Source organism: Yoonia vestfoldensis SKA53, assembly GCF_000152785.1.
GTDB classification, from domain to species: Bacteria; Pseudomonadota; Alphaproteobacteria; order Rhodobacterales; family Rhodobacteraceae; genus Yoonia; species Yoonia vestfoldensis_A.
This window is the reverse complement of the sequence record NZ_CH672414.1, coordinates 2,164,461-2,187,801: the sequence shown is the minus strand read 5'-3', so window position 1 is coordinate 2,187,801 and position 23,341 is coordinate 2,164,461. Positions and strand designations below refer to the sequence as shown.

Genomic DNA, 23,341 nt, shown 5'->3' with positions numbered 1-23,341 from the left:
GAGAACAAGATCATGAATGCTCCGGTGACATCTTTTGACGCGGTATCGGTTTCTGTACTGCCACCAGTGGCGCGCTTTAACCTGCGCATCGCGCCTGCCGATTTGGCGACAGTCTCCAAGGCTTTTGGCCTGACCTTGCCCACCAAGATCGGGCAGGGCGAACAGAACGGGGATCGCGCAGCCTATTGCATTGGTCCTGACGAGTGGCTGCTACACGCCGCAGAGGCTGACCAGCAGGCGATTGTCGCGGCCTTTAACGCTGTGCGCGAAAAGACACCACACAGCCTTGTGGTGATCTCGGACCGTGAGTTGACCATCAGCGTCACTGGTCCTGCTGCCTTGGATTTGCTGTCCGTGGCGTGCCCACTTGACCTGTCGCGCATGGCCAACGGCAGCGCCAAGCGGACGGTGTTCGATTATGCCCAAGTTGTGCTGATCCGCGATGGCGAAGACGCTTTCCGCATTGAAGTCTGGCGGTCGTTCTTTCCGCATGTGCACGGCCTGCTTGAAATCGCTGCGCGCGAATTGGCTATCGGTCTTTAACGCCCGACCTCAACCGTACAATTGACGCGCCCTGACAAAGGGCGCGACCCCTTCCTTATGTCTGAAAGGACCCATCCCATGCTCGATTCCGCTAAAACCACCCGCATCACCGACACCGCCATTGCTGATGCCGTCAGCCTTGAGCTTGACCGTCAGCAGACCCAGATCGAACTGATCGCATCTGAAAATATCGTCAGCCGCGATGTGCTTCTGGCGCAGGGATCGGTGCTTACCAACAAGTACGCCGAGGGCTATCCGGGTCGTCGCTACTACGGCGGGTGTGAGCATGTCGACACTGTCGAGCAGATCGCCATCGACCGTCTCAAAGAGCTCTTCGGCGCGGGTTTTGCCAACGTACAGCCGCATTCCGGCGCGCAGGCCAATCAGGCCGTGTTCCTTGCCCTGCTGAAACCGGGCGACCGGATCATGGGGCTGAACCTCGCGCATGGTGGGCACCTGACGCACGGTTCGCCCGTCACCATGTCGGGCAAATGGTTCGATGTGGTCAGCTATGAGGTCTCCAAGGACGATCTACTCATCGACATGGACAACGTGCGCAAAGTCGCGCTTGAGACGAAGCCAAAGCTGATCGTCGCGGGCGCGTCGGCCTATCCAAGGCACATGGACTTCGCAGCATTCCGCGCCATTGCCGACGAAGTCGGTGCCTATCTAATGGTCGACATGGCGCATTACGCGGGCCTTATCGCGGCGGGCGAATATCCTGATCCGGTGCCGCATGCTCATGTCGTGACTTCGACTACGCACAAGACGTTGCGCGGCCCACGTGGCGGGATCATTCTGACCAATGACGAAGCACTGGCCAAGAAGTTCAACTCCGCCGTGTTCCCTGGCAATCAGGGCGGCCCGCTGATGCATGTGATTGCGGCCAAGGCCGTGGCTTTTGGCGAAGCGCTACAGCCTTCGTTCAAGCAATATGCAAAGGATGTGATTGCCAATGCACGTGCGCTTTCTGAGGTGCTGGTTTCGGGCGGACTGGGCGTGGTGTCGGGCGGCACCGATTGCCACATGGTTCTGGTCGATCTGCGCCCCAAAGGTGTGACCGGCAAGGCGGCGGAAATCGCACTCGAACGGGCAGGGCTGACCTGCAACAAGAACGCCATTCCGTTTGATCCTGAAAAACCCTTTGTCACCTCCGGCGTGCGCCTTGGCACATCCGCAGGCACGACGCGCGGCTTTGGCGAGGCCGAATTCCGCAAGGTGGGTGAATTGGTTCTCATGGTGATTGACGCGTTGTCGGCGAATCCTGAAGGCGACGCCGCTGTCGAGGCAGCGGTGCTGGAAGAGGTGCGCGCGCTTTGTGAAGCCCACCCGATCTACACTGACGGCGTGTAAGTCATGTTCTTGTCGGTTTTCGACATCTTCAAGATCGGTGTCGGCCCTTCTTCGTCGCACACGATGGGGCCGATGACCGCTGCCGCGCGTTTCCTCGACGATCTGCGCGGCGGGGCCGAAAAAATTCCCGGAGCGGGCACGCTGACCCGCCTGGGGGCCTCACTTCATGGGTCGCTCGCCTTTACGGGCAAGGGCCACGGAACGGACCGCGCGGTCATCCTCGGGCTGATCGGGTATCTGCCTGCCTCGCTTGATCCCGATGCTGCCGAAGAACTTGAGACCGAAGTCCGCCGCATCAAACGCATCAGCCCGCCGGGGCTGGGTACGCTCGATTTCGACCCCGAGAGCGATCTTGTGTTTGATTTTGGCCCACCTTTGCCGGGCCATGCCAACGGGCTCGTACTGAGCGCGTTCGACGAACGCGGGAATCCCTACATGACGCAGACCTACTATTCGGTTGGCGGTGGATTTGTCGTGACCGAGGCCGAGCTTGAGACCGAAAAGGCCGCCAAGACGAAGACGCTGCACGCCGAGAAGGACGCGATGGGTTATCCCTATCCCTTCGGATCAGCAGCCGAGATGCTGGAGATGGGCCGCGCATCGGGCAAGAGCATCGCTGAGATGAAACGCGCGAATGAATGCGCCCATCAGAACATCCAGCCACGCGAGCTGTCTGGTCAGATCACCCGTATCTGCGACGTGATGAACGCCGTTATCGACCGCGGCCTTCGGATAGACGGCATTCTGCCCGGTGGGCTGAGCGTCAAGCGGCGCGCCAAAGCGATGCACGAACAGCTTCTGGCGGAACGCGGAAACAACCGCAGCCAGCCGCATGTCGCCAATGACTGGCTGTCGGTCTACGCAATGGCCGTGAACGAAGAAAACGCCGCCGGGGGCCGTGTTGTCACCTCGCCCACCAACGGCGCGGCGGGTGTCGTGCCGTCGGTCGTGCGCTATTACCGCGACCACTGCATCGGGGCCACTGATGCCGGTGTGCAAACGATGATGCTGACGGCGTCGGCCATTGGCGGGCTGATCAAGCACCGCGCGTCGATCTCTGGGGCGGAATGTGGCTGTCAGGCCGAAGTTGGCAGCGCCTCGGCCATGGGAGCAGCCGGACTGTGCGCAGCACTTGGTGGCACAAATGAACAGATTGAAAACGCAGCTGAAATCGCGCTTGAGCATCACCTTGGCATGACCTGCGATCCCGCCGCTGGGCTGGTGCAGGTGCCCTGCATCGAACGCAACGGTCTGGGGGCCATAAAGGCGGTCAGCGCTGCAAGTCTCGCGCTGCGTGGGGACGGTACGCATTTCATGCCGCTCGACAATTGCATCGAGACCATGCGCCAGACCGGCGAAGACATGAACACCAAATACAAGGAGACGAGCCTTGGAGGCCTTGCTGTCAACCTGCCGGAATGCTGAGCCAAATCCAGTTTTGCGGGAGCCATCCGAACCACAATTCATCCTGAAACTATCCTGCGACGCGGCACCGGGGATCGTGGCGGCGGTGACGTCCGCGCTGGCCTCCCAGGGGGCCAATCTCGTCGAGACCGCGCAGTTCTGGGATCGCCAGAGTGATCGCTTTTTCCTACGCGTTGCGTTTCTGGCAGAGGACGGCGATGAGACCCGCATCCTCGACGCGCTCGCACCGATCAAGGTGCAGTTTGATATGGATTTGAACCTCCGCCATACGGCACGCAAGCCGCGCCTGCTCATCATGGTGTCGCGCTTTGATCACGCAATGCTGCATCTTCTGTACCAAGTTCGTGTTGGCTGGCTCGATGCTGAAGTCGTGGCCATCGTTTCGAACCATCCAGATGCGCGCCGCATCGCGGAACACGAAGGTTTGCCCTTTTACCACCTGCCTGTAACCCGTGAAACCAAGGCCGAAGCCGAGGCGGAACTGCTGACGCTGGTCGAGGAAACAGACGCCGATCTGGTGGTTCTGGCGCGTTACATGCAGGTGCTGTCTGACGAATTTTCGCGCGCGCTATCGGGGCGGGTGATCAATATTCACCACTCGTTCCTTCCCAGCTTCAAGGGGGCCAAGCCCTATCACCAAGCGCATGAACGTGGGGTCAAGCTCATCGGGGCCACGGCGCATTATGTTACCGCCGACCTCGACGAAGGGCCGATCATCGAGCAGGAGGCTGAGCGGGTCGCCCATTCCATGACCCCGGACGATCTTGTGGCGGTCGGCCGTGATATCGAAGCGCGGGTTCTGGCGCGCGCTGTCAAGATGCACCTTGAAGGACGCGTCATGCTGAGCGGGCAGCGCACGCTGGTTTTTACGTAGCCGCCGACGAACATCACAGTGCCGCATACAGCACTGCGTTGCGCAGACCCGCCGCCCGCTGCGATGACATAGCTCGGGTGGCATTGGTCAAAGAAACGAAGACTTAACAACGAAACGGAATGAATCCGGAATTCCAGATCATCGGAGTCCAGGCAATCTGGAAAAAAAACTGGTCAGAAATTCTGACATCTTGATTACCATGCAAAGAAGTACTCTCTAGGATCGTGAAAATGTCGCGAGGATATCTCTACGTTTTATTCTTCACGGCCATCTTTTTGCAAGCTGGAGCATATGGCCTCACCTTTATGCTGCCGAGGCTGTTTGACAGTTTCGGGGCTGATGAAAAAGTCGTGGGCAGCATGCTTTTTGCGACGACGATCTCAACTATCGTGACTGTCTACTTCTCGGGTCATCTGTCTGACTATTTTGGACGACAGCGCACGTTGAGCGGGGCTTGCATTGCGATATCCGTTTCCCTTTTTCTTTATGGCTTTGTTGATGTCGTTGGGATCAGTTTGGTCGTGGCCAGCCTCTTGTTGGGGTTTGGGTGGGGGCTCACTTATTCGCTCGGTCCGGTTGTACTGTCGAGGCTTGTCAACGCGGACATGCGCGTACGCTTTTTTACCCTCCTTTCGGTGTTCGTCATGGCAGGCTTTGGTCTTTCCCCTGTCCTGGCAGCTGTCCTTGAAGGTGCCGGATTTTCCGTGCGCCATGCATTTTTCGTGACTGCGGCCCTGTGCATCGTCAGTGCCATCCTGTTTTTGTTTCTCGATCGCCCGATCAAGGCACACGCGATCAACCCGCGGGCCGAACTGCCTTCGAGGATCACACGCGCCGCTTTGTCGGGCGTCATCGCATCGCGCTCGTTCTTGCCGATCATGATGATCTGCCTCGGGGCCAGTGTCTTCGCTGGAATGATCAATTTTCAAACGGTGTTCGCAGATGCAAGGGGCCTTAATTACGCCAGTTTCTTCTTGATCTATACCATTACAGTTGTGGTTTTTCGTTTGATTTTGTCGCGTTTCAAGGGTGGAACAAACCCGTATCGCACGATTGCAGTGCTATTATATGTGATGTCTATCAGCGTCGTGATATTCATCTTCAGCGGCGCAAGTTTTCCGCTGTACATGTTGGTGGCTGTTCTCTTTGCGGTTGGCTACGGGATATCCTATCCGCTCCTTGTCACTGTGACAGCCAACGATGCCGATGAGCACCTCAGTGCACAGACCCTACAGCTCTTTGCGCTCACTTATTTTATTGGCATATTCGGTTTCCCGCTGATTGCAGGCTGGTTTATCGTAGAATTGGGCACCTGGCCACTTTTGGCGTTTGTCGCTGCTCTTGCCTTGATTGAGGCAACATTGGCGCTTCGACGATCGTTGAATTAGGCGTTCTCTCTGGAGTTGACCACCTTTGCGTTGATGTCTTTCGTTTGTCCGTTTTGGTAGTTGCTGATGGCGGAAATCATGTGTGAAAGGCGGCAGCTATTTCGGCGGCCAGCCACGCGTTGTTCTCGACCAAAGCAATGTTGGCCTTGAGGCTCTGCCCGCCCGAAAGCTCGAAGATCCGTTGTAGCAGGAACGGCGTCACCTCTTTGCCTGATATACCCCGCGGGCTTTGTTGCACAAACCCTCTTGGGGACGTGTTTCCCCTGACTCCGGACGGATTTAGCCTACGGCCACCGTACGCGGTATGCCAATAGCTGTGAAGCCGTTTAGGATCGCGGCACGGATCTGGATCTCTGCAACCTGGCGATCGAAGTCCCGCGCCGAGAGGCGCTGACCGAGTAGTTTCACACAATGCATTTTTGTCTCAACGCGGCTCCGGCGGTGATATCCAGTCAGGTTTCGCCACAAAGCACGACCCAGATACTTTGAGGATCGCACTGCTTCGTTACGCGCTTTCGCTCCTGCTGTGTCAGGTTTCCACATCTTAGCGTTCTTGCGCGGGGGTATGACGGCGTGCGCATTGCGTGCCGCAATCGCATCATGGCATTTGCGTGTATCATATGCTCCGTCCGCCGTGACGCTGCCAAGCTCCTGATCAGGTGGGATCTGGCTGAGCAAGTCTGGCAGCATCGGGGCGTCCCCAATGCTGCTACTCGTCACCTCGATCGCGCGGATCTCCAGCGTTTCCTCATCGACCCCAATGTGGATCTTGCGCCACAAGCGGCGCTTTGGACCGCCATGCTTGCGGGCATTCCACTCTCCTTCGCCTTCAGCCTTAATGCCTGTGCTGTCGACAAGCAGGTGAAGTGGTCCTGCTGATCCCTTGTAAGGGATGGCGACGGACAACGTCTTCTGACGCCGACACAGGGTACTGAAGTCCGGCACCGACCAGTCCAGCTCAACCCGTTTCAGCAAGCTCTCCACAAACCCGGTCGTCTGCCGCAAGGGCAAGCCGAATAGTACCTTGAGGGTCAAACAGGCTTGGATGGCTGCATCGCTGTAGGTTTTCTGACGCCCACGGCGTCCAGAGGCCTCTGCTTCCCATGACATCTCTGGATCAAACCAGATCGACAGCGATCCCCGCTGCTTAAGTCAATGATTGTACTCTGCCCAGTTCCGGGTCTTGTACGTCGTCGGTGTCCAGCTGCTCATCGCAACCCGCTACCACGCTGGATTCACACAGTGAATCCCCTCATGATAGGATTTGTGCAACAAAGCCCCCCGCCCGGCCTCCCGCGAAGGGAAGCCGGACGGGGGTGTTTTTTCGCGGTCTAACCAAGCCCTCGGTTGACTACATAGTCAGCGAGCCATCGCCAGTACGCACCAGCTGAGGCAAAGCCCTGCTGTGTTGCAGCGAGGCTTTCGGCTTGCAGCCTTGTCAGCCCTCCATCGTATTCAGCGATGGCAGCCCGCTCCTCGAAGGCCTCGATGTCAGGGATACGGAGGGCGCTCATAGCAGCACGTCCTGAGGCAGCCTGATTTGGTCGATGATCTCCCGCTTTTGGGTGTCACTGATGCCAGCCGAGTAGAGACCATAGGTGAGCTTGTTCTCGGACCGCGCTGACTGATGGCCAACGAGGGTGGCTGTGAAGTGCTCAGGAACACCAGTGCGTTCACACTGGGTGATGAACCACTTGCGGGTTGAGTGGAACACGGTGCTGCCGAGCTCAGGATGCTGCCTGCGGAGGTAGGCATAGCGCTTGACGACCTTGTCCACGCTGAGGTTCGGGAACAGCCTACCTGAGGTTGGCAAGGTGGTATCCAAGAGGGTCTCCAGCACCGGATGCAGGGGTACCTCCCGTTCTGCTGCTTTGGACTTGAGTAACCGCACAGCATTAGGCCGGATCTGCACAAACCGCCCGAGGTTGCCCTTGGTGCTGACGTCCTCTGCCAAGAGCCCACAGGCCTCCCCTGAGCGCATCCCAGTGAGCAGACAAAAAAGAAGGGCGCTGTGAAGCACCCTGTCGTTCGTGTTGAGGAGCAGAGAGACCTGAGCGTCAGTCAGGACCCTGTGGGATCGGACCTCTGGCCGTTCCTTCACTGCAAGCCCGTCCCAAGGATTTGCCTCCAAGGTCCCCGACCGAACACACCAGTCAAGGAACTGCTGTAACTGTCGCCAGATGCGCCGCTGGGTTTGGGCCGTCAGGGATATTCCCTCGTGCTCTTCCGACAATGTGGCCAGCTCTGCCAGCGACGCCCCCTGTGCCTGGCTGTACTTGCGGATGTTGGGAGAGAGCCGTGCTATATACCCAAGCACCTCCTTGCCCAGCGTATCGTTCAGGTCGCCCAGTTTGCGCGCTCCCACGTGTGAGGTCAGCAGCTCTAAAGCAAAGCGGACTGACTTGTAGCTGCCCGGACGCAGGCGGACGGAGACCTCTGCCAAGTAGACGGCAGCGACCTCCTGAACCGGTTGCTCGCCCAACAGCCGGGCCCGCTGGTAACGCGGAACGGCGATGGCAAGCTGAGGGGGCTCACCTGACTGTACACCGTCAGCCAGCTTGGCCTGTGCCTCCAGCACAATCGCCTCAAAGGTGGTGTTCAGCTCTGCCACCCGTTTGGCCGCAACCTTGGCATCAGCGGTATGCAGGGACCGCTTGAGCGAGGACCCCAGTATGTCGTGTAACTGGACTGGGTAGGTGCGGCGGTAGATCCATGTGTTATGCCGCCTGTAGGCATACTTTATCTGTGTGGACATGATGTCTCCTAGCGGGGCAATAGCCCCAGTTTGATGGTGTGATTGGGTTTTTGTGAGTGGGATCAACAGGGGTCAGGGTTTAACCCCTTCCCTGATTGCCTCAGGTGCTGCGCGAGTGGACCCGCAGGATCAGCTCTAGACCGGGTTCGCCGTAGATCCCTTCGAGAGGTCCTGTCAGCGAGTAGCCGGTGATGCAGTCGTCATAGACGTCCAAGACCCGGAATAGGTGCTCGGGGATGTCATCGAGGGGGCGTAGGACAACCACGTCGTCCTCTTTGAGCTGCCAGTCTGTCATAACCCCCTCCGCGTCAGCACAAGGTCAGGCAACAGCAGGCCAAGCGTGAGGCCGAGTGGGATAGGGAAGGGGATGGGTTTGAGGAACTCGGGCAGGCCTGCCAGAACCACGAGAGCCCCAGCCAGAGCTTGGGGTACACTCAGAGCTATCTGCCATCGGCGTTTCAGCTGCCACTGCAAGACAAGCCGAAGCCCGCCCCCTGCAAGCGCAAGGGCCGTGAAGGTCGTAAACATGATCGTTCTCCATGATGATTGGTATCATCATAGATGCCCAGGTTTGCTCAGTTCCTGGGGGGACGGAGACCAGTACAAACTAGACAGACAGACAAGTAGACAACATCCACATCAGACAGATTTCTGGTTGATCTAATCCCACTGGTCTGAGGGCTTTGTGGTCTCATCGTGGGCCAGTGGCTCAACCACGAAAGGATCAGGTCGACGCTGCAAGTGCTTTTTGACCTGGGCATCTAAGGCTTGGCCGCGTCCCTGAGATGTATGCCCAGCATATTTACGCCGATCTTCGTCCAGAACATTCTGCGCCTGTGTGCCCAAGAGTAAATGATCTGGTCGTATACATGCTCGATTGTTGCATTGGTGGCGAACAACATCGTGCTCATCGACCACAATTGCATGGCATAGAAGGTAAACGAACCTATATGTCTCGGTGTCTATTTTATGCCCATTAGGCGCCATAAATGTAGTTAAATCAGGGCTGATTTGTGTGCCCAACTCCCAACACCCTCCAGGCGCCTCAATGTTCATTATATGGAAGGGCCTCGGTGCGCGAACCTTTGCAGCTTCAAGCTTATCTTTTATTAACTCTAGAGCCGCTTCCGGTCGCTGAAATGTTGACGCATAGGCGTCGCGTCGGGGAGTGCGAAGTTCTTCAAAAAATATATCGGGCTCCCAGTACTCTAATTTTCTTTGAGCACTGAGCAGCCAGTCGTCAATCGTGTTCTCATTTATGCGTATCACTCCTCTTATACTCTCAAGAATTCTTCACTTTTGTTTTTTTCTTCTAACCGTAAAATGGTACGCACCGCATCCACCTGAGATGCCATAGTCGACCAGCCAAAATCACATTTAGGACTTGTCATATTCCGAGTATATACTTTACCACGGTTAGGCAGTTTGTCTTCATCCAATACCAGATACCAAGCACGGTTTTGTGGCCCGCCATCCCAGGCAAACTTCCCCTTTCGCCAGCCTAGCTCGCTGAAAATATGTGTTTGAGCATTTATCTCTCTAGGTGTAATTTTATTAATAAGTTGATGGGCTAACTTCATTGGCACGAAGACAATGTTTTTATCTTTTAGCGTTTCCTCTAGCACTTGCTTAGCAGCGTCAGGTGCGAGATCCTGTAATCTCTCCATGATGTCAGTGCGATGTTTTGTAATGTCTACTTTAAGCCCAAAATCTTGTGGTACATCGCGGCGCATCAGTTGATCATAGATACCCTTTACCCCTTCTGGTTTTTTGATTTGAAGCTTTACCGCGCCCACTAGTTTGGTAAATCTGTTGTAGTCCTTACCGCCATTAGCATAGCCATGGTGATCAAAGTTCAGAATGAAAAACCTCCGATCGGATTCTTCTAGCCAAAGAGGTAAGTGGTTTGTGGTCATAAGGAAGGCACAGTGGATCTGCTGGACATAGACAGGCATGAGCTTGGCCTCGACCATTATGCTATCTTCAGTCACCAAGCTTTTAATCGCATTTGCTTGGGGTGAGCCGCGTTTGACCTCGACCTCTTCAACAATAACCAATTTATTTTCTAGGACCTCTTTATTGAAGCGACCAATAAGTTTGTTAACGCCGTTGACGCGCCCAGTATTTAGTCTTCCGAATAGTTCTATTAAAACTTCAGCTAGTGTAGATTTACCCGTACCTTGCTTTTCTGAATAAAGCATGATGGCCCATGCCGGCTTTTGGGCTTCATACCGCAGAACCCAAACCAACCAGTCTAGAAAAACGTCTCGTTCTGCATCGTTGGGAATTACATATTCGATGAAATCATTGAACGCAGAAGCTTCAACCCCAACCGTTTTGCGATAGATGGGACGCGACCAAGTATTGATCGTAGCTGTTCCCTTTTCAAATATGACTTTTTGATCGTTTTGCGGAATAAATACCTGTTTTCCTGACCAAACAGCAATGCTGCGCTCCGGGTTTAACTTGTTTACCGGTGGATCAAGGAGTATTTTAAAAAAATCTCGCCACCCTTGATCACTTAATTGCCATAACGGGAAGGTTTCGACCATTCGTTGCACAATCACTTGCTTAATATCATGCGGCTGATACTTCACCTGCAGGTTTTCTACGTCATAATAAGCATTGTTCTTTTTCACGTACCAAGAGGATACGATACGTAGCACTTCGTCAGCATCGTCTCTTGTATATTGAACCTCAGGTCCGAGTTTATAGAAGCGACCGAGACCGTCTTTGAAAGGAAAATAATCGAGACCTTGTGCGGATCGCCTTTCATGCCGTTCGATGTCGCGCTCGGCACTTGTGTCCGGTAAGGGGTCAAATTCTTTCGACAAAAGCTCTGCTCTTTCATGCGGCCTCTAGTACAGAGATTTTTGCAACCCCTGCTGGTCATTTTAGCCTAACGTCAAATCCGTTCAAACGCCAAGCGTTCATGTTCTAACTTTCTTATGACGGCGGAACATTAGACGTATTCCATGAGCTATGTTGACGCCCTGGATCTGGAACTCGAGATCATGATCGTTTTGATGTCCCTATTTCGCTCTTTCGAGGGGCTTTGTGGCGTTGCTGTGGTATCCCTGCTGATAGTTCTAGCCCTCAAACTAGACATCTATCGCGTCGTGCATGGGGCAAGCATGATAGTGGTCTAGTCAGATTTTCGGATCTGTTACTGTGGAGCATCTGACATGGCCTGCCATACGGGTCCCCTATATGAGGAGCCTTAGAGGGTCCCTTTAGGGTGTTATTGTTCTTATGTTGTTCATCACAAACATACCTAACCCCCAGGGTCCTACCCTAGGGTGACCTGAGGGGTGATCCCTGTGTGATCCTTGAAGACTGCCTTCATGATCGTCCGTGTTGTGTCTTTGTCTTCATCAGCAACAATAACAGCATCATGGACGGGGAGGGCGACGATACCTTTCGACCTGAGAGCTTCGAGGACATCTACAAGGATATCGGCTTCTGTGCGGAACAGCTGCATGCCTATCCCTGAGGTCATTAGCGGGAAGATCATTGGGTGCTTCTCCTGGATGGCTGCGAGGATGTCCCCGAGGCTGATCCTTGGAGGGAAGTGCTTGCGAGACCTCTTTGGTAGTCGTCTGGGCAGTACCGTGCTGTTGATGACCGTTTGCATCACCTTCTTGATGCCCGGACGACAGCTCACTGGGATACCATATTCCGACAGGTCGTAGAGGTCACCTGGAGGCAGGTGGTCTTGTGCTGCCGCGACCGCATACAACAGCAAGATGTTCATCTGGCCGTAGTCACACTCCACCACAGCATCCTGATTGATGCTGATATGCTCTTGTCGTTCATCTGAGGACATCGACTGCCAGAACCCACCATAAAGCCTGCCCCCCTGCGCAAAGTCCGAGTTATTGAAGATGCGGCGGAGGCGGCGCTGCGCAGCATTCGCGTCTGGGTAACTGCAGCTGATGTCCGCAGCCCCTAGCCACGCATTGATACCGGTCATTTGCCTGCGCAGACCTAAGGTCGCCTGATTGTCCTCATATTCCTCATACTCTGCAATGCTGGCCGCATGACGCTTGGGCGCACGGAGCACCAACACCTCTTCCTCGGACGCATGGCCTAGGTCATCCTTTGTGATCTCAAAGCGCTCTATGCGTGAGAGCAGTTTTTGTCCTGCCCTCAGGATGGTTTGTCGTCCCCCCGCAAAGGCCATGTTCAGATCTTCATCGACAATCTTGAAGTTGCTATGGCCTTTCTCGACAACAACGAAGTCCATCTCGGGTGCTGACAGTATGTTCAGAATGTCTGGGAGGGTTTTGCCAAGGGCGATGCCTTTGTACCGCGACTTCGCTCGCAGGATTTTGTTACTCAGCGGGAGGTGTAGGCTGTTGTGCTGCGGCTCAAGCGTAACGGCACAAAGGTCACACAGGATCGCCTCAATTGTTCGCTCAAAGGTGATCTGATCTGCTGGTCTACGCACGCGTTCGCGGGTCTTGTAATAAGCTTCATAGCCGCTCACTTGTTTTTGCACTTCTACGATAAGCGCCTTCAGCTTATCGGAGATTGCACACAGGAACGGGTTAAACGCTCGGGCTTTCTCAGGTGATAAAATATCCTCGTGCCTCTGCATTATCCCCACACCCGCTCCATCTGCTCCCGCATGACCTCTAGGGCATAGCCTGAGCCATAGTTCGCAGCGACGGTGTTGGTGCTGTGACCCAGGATGGCCAGGGAGATGGCCTCAGGACAGCCAGTATTGCGCAGCTTGTCCTTCATCCGGTGGCGGAGCGAGTGGATAGTCACCTTGGGATCACTGATCTGTGTCCTTAGCCGCTTCATCAGCATGGCGGACGCCGCATCACTCCCCCTTGGTCGGGCATATTGTGGGAAGATGGGGTCTGTGCCGAGGGCCTGCGCTTGCTGGTGCTTGAGGCACGCTATGGCTCTGGGGGACAGCGGGATCGTGCGTTCTGACGTTTTGGTCTTCAGGCGGCGGAGCGTGTTGTGGCGGATGTGCAGGCAGCCAGCCTCGTGGTCGATGTCGTTTGCCTCGAGCCCGACGATTTCTGCAAGGCGGGCGCCGCTGTCTGCGAGGGTGATAAGCAGGGCATAGGCTCGGGGTTGCTTTGATACTCTGCAGCAGGGCTTCCAGCTGGGCATCGCTCATGGGCAGGCGGTCATCCTTGCTCGCCCCCGCACCTTTGATCTTGATGCCTTGGAACACGTTGCGCTGCTCGAGATCGTTCTCGATGATCACGTGGTTCATGGCAGCCTTGATGACCCCAAGGGTACGTAGAACTGAGTTTGGTGCCATGCGGTTCAGCAGGTAGTCCCGGAACGTGTTGGCATCAGCACGGTTGATGTCGGCCAGCGGTGTCCACTCCACCCTGTTCTTGCCAAGCACAATGACCAGGTCCTTCCTGATGCGCTCAATGCGGGTCTTGAGGTCTGTGTGCTCTACACTGCCGTCGCACTTGTAGGCACAGTATTCTGTCAGCACCCTGTGCAGGGTCATCGGCTCTGGCTTCAACCTGGCGCTGCCAACCTGGCGGACCACGTCAGCCGGTGTGCTGCCCTCAAGTTCCGCAGCCAGCTCCCGGAAGTCGTCTGTGATGTCCCATTCCGGTTCAACCACACCTTCCGCAAACACGTCGGCATGCCAGGCTCCCAAGTGCTCACGCACCAGGGACTTGGCCCTCACACTGCTGGGTGTGTTACGCTCCTGGTCGAACAGCGCTTCTATCTCAGCATGAACGACCGGAAGCCTTCGGATCGCCTCATCGTAGCTTTCTCCGAGTTGGCGGTACACGGTTGCTTTGGGAATTACTTCACGCAGCGCCTTGGGCACGTTGCGCTTATACCGGTACGAGCCATTGGCGCGGCGGAACACGTAGCGAGGCAGCTTCAAGGGCATCTTCTGGTCCATGCTGAGTAATCTCAGCCGCAGGATCACGCGGTGCAACCTAAATCGACCCGCCAGACCTGACAAATCACAGCCCGAAATCGACACAAGTGGTCCCAAAAGCGGTCCCGAAAATGGTCCAGAAAAACACTAAACACTAAGTTATTGTTGGTTTTCTTGGAGATATCGGGGAGGTTCTGGTGCCCAGGAGAGGACTCGAACCTCCACATCGTTGCCAATACTAGCACCTGAAGCTAGCGCGTCTACCAATTCCGCCACCTGGGCAGGTGTGCTGACGGGGCAATAAGCCTGCGGCGCGGGCGTGTCAACGGCTTTCGATCTGAAATCAGTCGGATCTTTCACAGCGCCTGATTGCGCCTTGTCTGGCACCGGTCGGGGCGGTAAACGAGGGCGAACGGGAACAAAGGCTGTCTTATGTCAAAGCTTGTCACCATTTTCGGCGGATCCGGTTTTGTCGGGCGTTACATCGCCCGCCGCATGGCGCAAAACGGTTGGCGCGTACGCGTCGCCGTGCGCAACACGAACGAGGCGATGTTTGTGCGCACCTATGGTGCCGTCGGTCAGGTCGAGCCGGTTTTTTGCAACATCCGCGATGATGCCAGCGTGGCGGCTGTCACGCATGGGGCCGATGCTGTTGTCAATTGCGTCGGCGTTCTGGCCGAGCTGCGCAAGAACACCTTTGCCGCCGTACAGGCCGAGGGTGCCACACGCATTGCGCGTATTGCGGCCGAGATGGGCGTGGCGCGTATGGTGCAGATTTCGGCCATTGGCGCCAGTGACACATCCGTCAGCGCCTATGCCCGTACCAAGGCCGCTGGCGAACAGGGCGTGCTGGACCATATGCCGGATGCGATGATCCTGCGCCCGTCGATCATTTTCGGGGCCGAGGATCAATTTTTCAACCGTTTCGCAGGCATGACGCGGCTTGGCCCCGTTCTGCCGGTGATCGGTGCCGATACGCAGTTTCAGCCGGTCTATGTCGATGATGTGGCCGCCGCCGCCGTCAAGGGCGTGCTGGGCGAGGTGCCGGGTGGCATCTACGAACTGGGCGGGCCTGATGTCGCGACCTTCCGTGAATTGATGCAGACGATGCTGGCTGTGGTGCGCCGCCGCCGGATGATCCTGAATATGCCTTTCTGGGCCGCGCGGATCATGGCGGGTGCGTTCAACATTCTGCGTATTGTATCGCTGGGTCTGGTGACGCCGCCTGTGACGCGTGACCAGGTCGAAAATCTTGCCTTGGACAATGTCGTCAGCGACGGGGCCAAGGGTTTTGCCGATCTGGGCATCGTGCCTACTGCAATGATGGCTGTCCTGCCCGATTACCTGTGGCGGTTCCGCCCGTCGGGCCAATATGACGCGATCAAGGAATCGGCCAAGAACCTGCGCTCCTAACTATAGGCGATCATCAGCAGCACGATCCCGAGGCCGATGCGGTAGATGACATAAGGCGTATAGCTGACGCTGCGCAGCAGTCGCATCATGATTGCCAGTGCCGCCCAAGCAGCAACACCAGACATGACAGCGACGATGGCAATGTCGCGCAGGTCCGCTGCCGTGGCGGTGCCAATGACATCAAGGCTCAGCAATGCGCCAGAGGCGATGATCGTCGGTATCGACATCAGCATTGAAAGCCGTGCCGCGTCGGGGCGGGCATAGCCCAGCATCCGCGCCGCCGTGATCGTGATGCCAGACCGTGACGTGCCGGGGATCAACGCCACCGCCTGCCACAGCCCCATGACCGCCGCATCTTTCATTGTCCAGCGTTCGGCGGTCTTGACCGTCTCGCCTTTTTGGTCGGCGATATACAGCACGATCCCGAAAAGCAGCATCGCCCATCCGATCACCGCGATCCCGCGCATTGCGTCGGCCAAACCGGTCACTTTCAAAATAAGCCCCGCGATGATGACGGGGATTGTCGCGATCAGCAGGCATAGCGCCAAGAACGCGCCTTGTGTATCGATCTTGCCGCGTAGCAGGCGAAGCGCCCCGGAAAGTGCCAGACGCACATCGGGCCAGAAATACACGATCACCGCCGTGAGCGTGCCAAGGTGCGCTGCCACGTCGATGATCAGCCCCTGATCGGCCATCCCTGTCAGGCTTGGCAGCAGGATCAGATGGCCCGACGACGAAACCGGCAAAAACTCGGTCACGCCCTGGATCAGCGCAACCAGCAAAAGGTGGAACATCGTCATAAAAGCCGCCCCGGTGATTCGTTCACTGCACCCTAGCCTCAGGAAAATCTGATGGAAGCAAAGATATAGGTCCCATATGTTACCTAATATGAGGTAAAAATACAGGTGTTAACGCCAACTTCATAAAAATACTTCAATATAGGTCAGCAATACTGCCTTTTCATTTCTTTGCCCCCGCACTAGAACCAAGTCTGCGCTTGGATGGGAGGACGGCAATGGCTGGCCAAAAAATGTTGAAATTCACCACCGTTCACCGGGACATGCCCGAAAAACGGCTACCTGATTTGCGCAAGCAGGATTTCAACGAAATCTATGCCGAATACGCGCGTGACAAGGCTGCCGAACAGGCTAGCCGGTGTTCGCAATGCGGCGTTCCTTATTGTCAGACCCATTGCCCGCTGCACAATAATATCCCTGACTGGCTGCGCCTGACCGCCGAAGGCCGGTTGCAGGAAGCCTATGAAATTTCGCAGGCCACCAACACTTTCCCCGAGATTTGCGGCCGCATCTGCCCGCAGGACCGTCTGTGCGAAGGCAATTGCGTGATCGAACAATCCGGCCATGGCACGGTCACGATCGGTTCGGTGGAAAAATACATCACCGATATGGCGTTTGAAAACGGCTGGGTGCAGCCGATCCGCCCCCATGCAGAACGCGCCGAAAGCGTGGGCATCATCGGCGCTGGTCCCGGTGGTCTGGCCGCCGCGGATATGCTGCGCCGTCAGGGCGTGCAGGTCACGGTCTATGACCGCTATGACCGTGGCGGCGGGTTGATGACCTATGGCATCCCCGGTTTCAAACTGGAAAAAGACATCGTGATGCAGCGCATGGCGCAGCTCGAGGATGGCGGCGTGCAATTCGTGCTGAATTGCAACGTGGGCGAGGATTTGTCATTCGACGCGATCCGCGGCAAGCATGATGCCGTGCTGATCGCCACTGGCGTTTACAAGACCCGTGATCTGCCCGATTCCAGCGCCGAAGGCATTGTGAACGCCCTTGATTACCTAACGGCAAGCAATCGCAAATCCTTTGGCGATGAGGTGCCGGAATACGACAGCGGCGCGCTGAATGCTGCAGGCAAGCGCGTTGTCGTCATCGGTGGTGGCGACACGGCGATGGATTGTGTGCGCACCGCGATCCGGCAGGGTGCCGAAAGCGTGAAATGTCTGTATCGCCGTGACCGTGCCAATATGCCCGGATCGCAACGCGAAGTCGCTAATGCGGAAGAAGAAGGCGTCGAATTTGTTTGGCTGTCTGCACCGCTTGGGTTTGAAGGTGATGCCGTATCCGGCGTGAAGGTGCAGAAAATGCGCCTTGGCGCGCCTGATGCGACTGGTCGCCAGATGCCAGAGGTGATTGCCGGTGCCGATTACATCGAAGAGGCCGATCTGGTGGTCAAGGCGCTTGGCTTCGAGCCAGAGGATGTTCCCACCCTCTGGGGCGTGCCGGAACTGGCCGTGACCCGCTGGGGCACGATCAAGGCGGATTTCACCACCGGCAAAACCAGCCTCGACGGTGTCTATGCCGCCGGTGACATCGTGCGCGGCGCATCACTGGTCGTCTGGGCGATCCGTGATGGGCGCGATGCGGCGACAGCGATCCTCGATTATCTCGGGCAATCCGCATCGGTCGCGGCAGAATGATGGCAAAGCTGCTTTCAGCGCTGATCGTGTTCATGGTCGCGGCCCCGGTCGCGGCGCAGCAAAGCTTTGCGCCGCCGCAGGGCTGCACTGGCAAGCTGACCGTGCAGCACCGCAATTGCGTTATGGTCAATGTCTGGACCTGTGATGCGGACCCCGCTGGTGATCAATGGCTGGCCCTGATCGGACAAAACGGGGTGTTCAGCGTGCAGCGCGTTGATGACCAGTTCCAGTGGCTGGAAAGCTATAAAACGACAGGCACCGAAATGTTGCAGCTGCCAGCACCCGATCCCGCGTCATTAACAGAATTGTTCGCAGCACAAATTGATACTTGGGATTTCACCGTTGATACCGATGCAGGCATCGAACGGCATGTCGGTTTTGACATGCTGACCGGTGAAACAATCGTCATCGACGGTGAAACCCTGCTTGTGACCGAATTCCAGGGCCGCACAACCGATGCCGATGGCAACGAGATTTACGCAGGGTCCGGTCGCCAATATGTCAGCGAAACGCATCGGTTGTTTTTTCTGGGCGAAGGTTGGGAAGATGTGACACCCGATCAGGTCACAGATTCTTCGCCCGTCGAATTCATCTATCCTGGCGAGGCCGGGTTTTTCACCGACCAGCCCCGTTACGAATGCAATGTGATTGAATCCGGGTTCCGGCCGTAGCGCCACGCCTCTGCCAAATATTCTCGGCCGCGCAAGCGGTGCCGACCCACCGAAGGAGATTATGATGACAACCTATGACCAGACCTGGGTAGCGGCAGAAGAAGCCAAGCGCAAATGGATGGCCGAAAATGGCATGTACCGCGATGATGACGAACACGCCTCCTGCGGTGTGGGTTTGGTTGTGGCGATCGACGGCACGCCGTCACGCGATGTCGTTGAAAAAGGCATTAACGCACTGAAAGCGATCTGGCACCGTGGCGCTGTCGATGCCGACGGCAAGACTGGCGACGGTGCGGGTATCCATTTGCAGATTCCCGTTCCGTTCTTTTACGATCAAGTTCGCCGTACCGGTCACGAACCCGACGATGACAAGATGATCGCAGTGGGTCAGGTGTTTCTGCCCCGCACCGATTTTGGCGCACAAGAGCGCTGCCGGACCATCGTGGAATCCGAAGTCTTGCGCATGGGTCACTATATTTACGGCTGGCGCCATGTGCCGGTGAACACCGAAGTTCTGGGCGAAAAGGCCAATGCCACCCGCCCGGAGATCGAACAGATCCTGATCCGCTGCGAAAAGGACATGACCGAAGAAGAATTCGAGCGCGAGCTGTATATCATCCGCCGCCGCATCGAAAAGGCCGCCGCTGCCGCGCAGATCGCGGGCATCTATCTGTGCTCGCTGTCCTGCCGGTCGGTCATTTACAAAGGAATGATGCTGGCCGAGCAGGTCGCCGAGTTTTACCCCGACCTGATGGACGCGCGGTTCGAGAGCGCCTTTGCGATCTATCACCAGCGCTATTCGACCAATACGTTCCCGCAATGGTCGCTGGCGCAGCCGTTCCGCATGCTGGCCCATAATGGCGAGATCAACACGCTCAAGGGCAACGTCAACTGGATGAAAAGCCATGAAATCCGCATGGCGTCGGGCGCGTTCGGTGACAAGGCAGAGGATATCAAACCGATCATCCCGTCGGGTGCGTCCGATTCCGCCGCCTTGGATTCGGTGTTTGAGGTGCTGGTCCGTGCAGGCCGCAACGCGCCGATGGCAAAAACCATGCTGGTGCCAGAGGCATGGTCGCAACAGGCCGTGGAAATGCCACAGGCCTGGCAGGACATGTACGGGTATTGCAATGCGGTCATGGAACCATGGGACGGCCCCGCTGCGCTGGCCATGACGGATGGTCGCTGGGTCTGTGGCGGGCTTGACCGCAACGGTCTGCGTCCTTTGCGCTATGTCGTCACCGGTGATGGCCTGTTGGTGGCTGGGTCCGAGATGGGCATGGTTCCCGTGGACGAAGCAACCGTCATCGAAAAAGGCGCGCTTGGCCCCGGTCAGATGATCGCTGTCGATATGCTCGAAGGGCGGCTTTACCGCGACCGCGAGCTCAAGGACAAACTGGCCGCTGCCCAGCCATTCAGCGATTGGGTGGAAAAGGTCGTGGACCTGAACAACCTGATGCGCGATATGCCCGAAAAGGCGCTGTTCGACGGTGCAGAACTCCGCAAACGGCAGGTCGCGGCAGGCTATTCCATCGAAGAACTGGAACAGGTGCTCGCGCCCATGGCCGAAGATGGCAAGGAAATGATCGCCTCGATGGGCGACGACACGCCATCTGCCGTGCTGTCGACGACCTATCGTCCGTTGTCGCATTTCTTCCGTCAGAATTTCAGCCAGGTCACCAACCCGCCGATCGACAGTTTGCGCGAAAGCCGCGTGATGAGCCTGAAAACGCGGTTCGGCAACCTCAAGAACGTGCTGGACGAAGATTCGTCACAGACCGAAATCCTGGTGCTGGACAGCCCGTTCATTGCGAATGCTGAATTTGACGAAATGGTACGCCAATTTGGTGACAGCGTGGCGTTTATCGACTGTACATTCGCGGCGGGGCGGGGTGCGTTGAACGCAGGCCTGCAACGCATCAGGGCCGAGGCAGAAGATGCCGTGCGCTCTGGTGCCGGCCATCTGGTGCTGACTGATCAGCACCAATCGGCTGACCGTGTGGCGATGCCGATGATCCTTGCGACATCTGCTGTGCATTCTGGGCTGACGGGCAAGGGGCTGCGCACTTTCTGTTCTGTCAACGTCCGCTCGGCGGAATGTATCGACCCGCATTATTTCGCGGTGCTGATCGGCTGTGGGGCAACCACCGTCAACGCCTATCTGGCCCAGGATTCCATTGCCGATCGTCTGCGGCGCGGGTTGATCGACGGGACCTTGACCGAGGCCGTGCGCCGCTATCGCGCGGCGGTTGATGCGGGTCTGCTGAAAATCATGTCCAAGATGGGCATTTCGGTCCTGTCATCTTATCGCGGTGGTCTGAACTTCGAGGCTGTGGGGCTGTCCCGCGCCATGGTCGCCGAATATTTCCCCGGCATGCACAGCCGCATATCCGGCATTGGGACAACGGGGATTCAGGCCAAGGCCGAAGAAGTCCACGCCAAAGGCTGGAAAGGCGGCAGCGATGTGTTGCCTATCGGCGGGTTCTACAAGGCGCGCCGGTCGGGTGAAAAGCACGCTTGGGAAGCGCAGACGATGCATATGCTGCAGGCCGCCTGCAATAACGCGTCTTATGCTTTGTGGCAGCAATATTCCAAATCGATGCAGGCCAACCCACCGATCCATCTGCGTGATCTGCTGGCGATCAAACCGCTTGGTGCGCCAGTGCCAATCGAAGAGGTCGAAAGCATCACCGCGATCCGCAAACGGTTTGTGACACCTGGCATGTCCTTGGGTGCTTTGTCGCCCGAGGCGCATAAGACGCTGAACGTCGCAATGAACCGAATCGGCGCGAAATCCGACAGCGGCGAAGGCGGCGAAGACCCAGCGCATTTCGTGCCGGAACCCAATGGCGACAATCCATCTGCCAAGATCAAGCAGGTGGCATCAGGCCGGTTTGGCGTGACGGCGGAATATCTGAACGCCTGCGAGGAACTGGAAATCAAGGTCGCCCAAGGCGCCAAGCCCGGTGAAGGCGGGCAATTGCCCGGCATGAAAGTGACCGAGCTGATCGCACGCTTGCGCCATTCGACCAAAGGCGTGACGCTGATTTCACCGCCGCCGCACCACGATATCTATTCGATCGAGGATCTGGCGCAGCTGATCTATGACCTCAAGCAGATCAACCCGCGCGCCAAGGTGACGGTGAAACTCGTCGCATCCTCCGGCGTCGGCACGATTGCGGCGGGCGTGGCCAAGGCCAAGGCCGATGTCATCCTGATTTCGGGCCACAACGGCGGCACAGGCGCATCGCCCGGCACATCGATCAAATATGCGGGTCTGCCATGGGAAATGGGCCTGACCGAAGCGCATCAGGTGCTGGCAATGAACAACCTGCGCGAACGTATCACCTTGCGCACCGATGGCGGTTTGCGCACAGGGCGCGATATCGTCATGGCTGCGATGCTGGGGGCCGAAGAATACGGCATCGGCACCGCTGCGCTGATCGCAATGGGCTGTATCATGGTGCGCCAGTGCCAGTCCAACACCTGCCCTGTCGGTGTTTGTACGCAGGACGACGCCCTGCGCGCAAAGTTCACCGGCAATGCCGAAAAGGTGGTGAACCTGATCACCTTCTACGCGACCGAAGTGCGCGAAATCCTGGCCAGCATTGGGGCACGCAGCCTTGATGACGTGATCGGGCGGGCGGATCTGCTGACGCAGGTTTCGCGCGGTTCGGCGCATCTGGATGATTTGGACCTGAACCCGCTGCTGATCACTGTCGATGGCGCGCATAAGATCCGGTATGACCGCCACCGCCCGCGCACCGCGGTCGATGATACGCTTGATGCGCAGATCGTGCAGGATGCCGCGCGTTTCTTGAACGATGGCGAAAAGATGCAGCTGGATTACGCGGTGCAGAACACGTTACGCAGCATCGGTACCCGCACATCCAGCCACATCGTGCAGAAGTTCGGGATGCGCAACGCGCTGCAACCCGACCATCTGACGGTAAAACTGCGCGGATCGGCGGGGCAATCCTTGGGCGCTTTTGCAGCACCGGGGCTGAAGCTTGAGGTGTCAGGCGACGCCAACGACTATGTGGGCAAGGGGTTGTCGGGCGGGACTATTGTCGTGCGTCCGCCGATGATCAGCCCGCTGGTCGCATCAGAAAACACGATCATCGGTAATACAGTGCTTTATGGTGCGACTGCGGGCTATCTGTTTGCCGCTGGCCGTGCGGGTGAAAGGTTCGCCGTGCGCAATTCCGGCGCGCATGTCGTGATCGAAGGCTGCGGCACCAATGGCTGCGAATACATGACCGGTGGTGTCGCGGTGATCCTTGGCAGCATTGGCGCCAACTTTGGCGCGGGCATGACCGGCGGTATGGCCTATCTTTACGATCCCAAGGGGATGTCTGCCCCGTTGATCAACATGGAATCGCTCGTCACTTGCCCCGTGACGGTCGCGCATTGGCATGACCAGCTGAAAGACCTGATCATACGGCATGCCAAGGAAACCGGCAGCCGCAAGGCTGCGGACATCCTGCAACATTGGGATTTGGAGAAAGCCAATTTCGTGCAGGTCTGCCCGAAAGAAATGCTGATCAACCTTAAACATCCGCTGACCATCGCGCAAACTGCGATTCCGGCAGAATAATGGC

General features: G+C 57.0%; 16 protein-coding genes, 1 tRNA gene and 3 pseudogenes. 10 read left to right on the top strand and 10 right to left on the bottom strand.

Annotated elements, in window-relative coordinates; translation table 11 throughout:
• Positions 1-12: 12 nt before the first annotated feature.
• The 5 genes from SKA53_RS10600 (at position 13) to SKA53_RS10580 (ending at position 5,583) form a co-directional block, all read left to right on the top strand.
• Positions 13-543, top strand: coding sequence for a sarcosine oxidase subunit gamma (locus tag SKA53_RS10600; RefSeq protein ID WP_040482928.1), 531 nt, complete (start codon positions 13-15; stop codon positions 541-543).
• Positions 544-621: 78 nt separating this feature from the next.
• The gene (glyA, locus tag SKA53_RS10595) at positions 622-1,896 is read left to right on the top strand and encodes a serine hydroxymethyltransferase (RefSeq protein ID WP_040482927.1); all 1,275 of its coding nucleotides are present in this window, start codon (positions 622-624) and stop codon (positions 1,894-1,896) included.
• A gap of 3 nt (positions 1,897-1,899) precedes the next feature.
• A complete protein-coding gene (locus SKA53_RS10590; RefSeq protein WP_007206133.1) occupies positions 1,900-3,321 on the top strand; it encodes an L-serine ammonia-lyase in 1,422 nt (473 codons plus the stop codon).
• Positions 3,287-4,195 carry a formyltetrahydrofolate deformylase gene (purU, locus tag SKA53_RS10585; protein WP_110549028.1) on the top strand — a complete coding sequence of 303 codons (909 nt, stop codon included), beginning with the start codon at positions 3,287-3,289 and terminating at the stop codon, positions 4,193-4,195. The genes SKA53_RS10590 and purU overlap by 35 nt, the downstream gene beginning before the upstream one ends.
• A 230-nt stretch (positions 4,196-4,425) precedes the next feature.
• Positions 4,426-5,583 carry an MFS transporter gene (locus SKA53_RS10580; RefSeq protein ID WP_040482926.1) on the top strand — a complete coding sequence of 386 codons (1,158 nt, stop codon included), beginning with the start codon at positions 4,426-4,428 and terminating at the stop codon, positions 5,581-5,583.
• 76 nt (positions 5,584-5,659) lie between these two features.
• On the opposite strand, the pseudogene SKA53_RS15260 reads toward SKA53_RS10580, so the two are convergent.
• The 5 genes and pseudogenes from SKA53_RS15260 to SKA53_RS10545 form a co-directional block, all read right to left on the bottom strand.
• Positions 5,660-5,806: pseudogene (locus SKA53_RS15260) on the bottom strand (pseudouridine-5'-phosphate glycosidase); the annotation flags it as partial.
• Positions 5,807-5,862: 56 nt separating this feature from the next.
• A pseudogene (locus SKA53_RS10575) lies at positions 5,863-6,795 on the bottom strand (IS5 family transposase).
• 298 nt (positions 6,796-7,093) lie between these two features.
• Positions 7,094-8,338 (bottom strand): tyrosine-type recombinase/integrase, encoded by a 1,245-nt coding sequence (locus SKA53_RS10565; protein WP_007206127.1) that lies wholly within the window; start codon positions 8,336-8,338, stop codon positions 7,094-7,096.
• A 100-nt stretch (positions 8,339-8,438) separates the two neighbouring features.
• Positions 8,439-8,633, bottom strand: coding sequence for a hypothetical protein (locus SKA53_RS10560; protein ID WP_007206126.1), 195 nt, complete (start codon positions 8,631-8,633; stop codon positions 8,439-8,441).
• A 979-nt stretch (positions 8,634-9,612) separates the two neighbouring features.
• On the bottom strand, positions 9,613-11,172 hold the full coding sequence (locus SKA53_RS10545; protein WP_110549027.1) for a primase-helicase family protein: 1,560 nt from the start codon (positions 11,170-11,172) through the stop codon (positions 9,613-9,615).
• Between the two features lie 141 nt (positions 11,173-11,313).
• Here SKA53_RS10545 and SKA53_RS15585 point away from each other — a divergent pair, with 141 nt between their 5' ends.
• Positions 11,314-11,487, top strand: coding sequence for a hypothetical protein (locus SKA53_RS15585; RefSeq protein WP_007206121.1), 174 nt, complete (start codon positions 11,314-11,316; stop codon positions 11,485-11,487).
• Positions 11,488-11,627: 140 nt separating this feature from the next.
• Here SKA53_RS15585 and SKA53_RS10540 read toward each other — a convergent pair whose 3' ends face one another.
• From SKA53_RS10540 to SKA53_RS10525, 4 genes and pseudogenes are all read right to left on the bottom strand, one after another.
• Positions 11,628-12,938: a hypothetical protein gene (locus SKA53_RS10540; protein WP_007206120.1), complete on the bottom strand. Its 1,311-nt coding sequence runs from the start codon at positions 12,936-12,938 to the stop codon at positions 11,628-11,630.
• A complete protein-coding gene (locus SKA53_RS15730) occupies positions 12,938-13,468 on the bottom strand; it encodes a tyrosine-type recombinase/integrase (RefSeq protein WP_242601257.1) in 531 nt (176 codons plus the stop codon). The genes SKA53_RS10540 and SKA53_RS15730 overlap by 1 nt, the downstream gene beginning before the upstream one ends.
• 616 nt (positions 13,469-14,084) lie before the next feature.
• A pseudogene (locus SKA53_RS15800) lies at positions 14,085-14,222 on the bottom strand (DUF6538 domain-containing protein); the annotation flags it as partial.
• Between the two features lie 186 nt (positions 14,223-14,408).
• A tRNA-Leu gene (locus SKA53_RS10525) sits at positions 14,409-14,495 on the bottom strand.
• Positions 14,496-14,645: 150 nt separating this feature from the next.
• Between SKA53_RS10525 and SKA53_RS10520 the strand changes: the two genes are divergently transcribed.
• Complete coding sequence (locus tag SKA53_RS10520; protein ID WP_007206117.1) at positions 14,646-15,626, top strand: complex I NDUFA9 subunit family protein; 981 nt, start codon at positions 14,646-14,648, stop codon at positions 15,624-15,626.
• On the opposite strand, the gene SKA53_RS10515 is transcribed toward SKA53_RS10520, so the two are convergent.
• Complete coding sequence (locus SKA53_RS10515; RefSeq protein WP_007206116.1) at positions 15,623-16,426, bottom strand: undecaprenyl-diphosphate phosphatase; 804 nt, start codon at positions 16,424-16,426, stop codon at positions 15,623-15,625. The genes SKA53_RS10520 and SKA53_RS10515 overlap by 4 nt on opposite strands.
• 215 nt (positions 16,427-16,641) lie before the next feature.
• Here SKA53_RS10515 and SKA53_RS10510 point away from each other — a divergent pair, with 215 nt between their 5' ends.
• From SKA53_RS10510 to gltB, 3 genes are all read left to right on the top strand, one after another.
• Positions 16,642-18,069 (top strand): NAD(P)-dependent oxidoreductase, encoded by a 1,428-nt coding sequence (locus SKA53_RS10510; protein WP_007206115.1) that lies wholly within the window; start codon positions 16,642-16,644, stop codon positions 18,067-18,069.
• Positions 18,069-18,740 carry a hypothetical protein gene (locus SKA53_RS10505; RefSeq protein ID WP_007206114.1) on the top strand — a complete coding sequence of 224 codons (672 nt, stop codon included), beginning with the start codon at positions 18,069-18,071 and terminating at the stop codon, positions 18,738-18,740. Before SKA53_RS10510 ends, SKA53_RS10505 begins: the two co-directional genes overlap by 1 nt.
• A 64-nt stretch (positions 18,741-18,804) precedes the next feature.
• Positions 18,805-23,337 carry a glutamate synthase large subunit gene (gene gltB, locus SKA53_RS10500; RefSeq protein ID WP_040483266.1) on the top strand — a complete coding sequence of 1,511 codons (4,533 nt, stop codon included), beginning with the start codon at positions 18,805-18,807 and terminating at the stop codon, positions 23,335-23,337.
• The last annotated feature ends 4 nt before the right edge of the window (positions 23,338-23,341 follow it).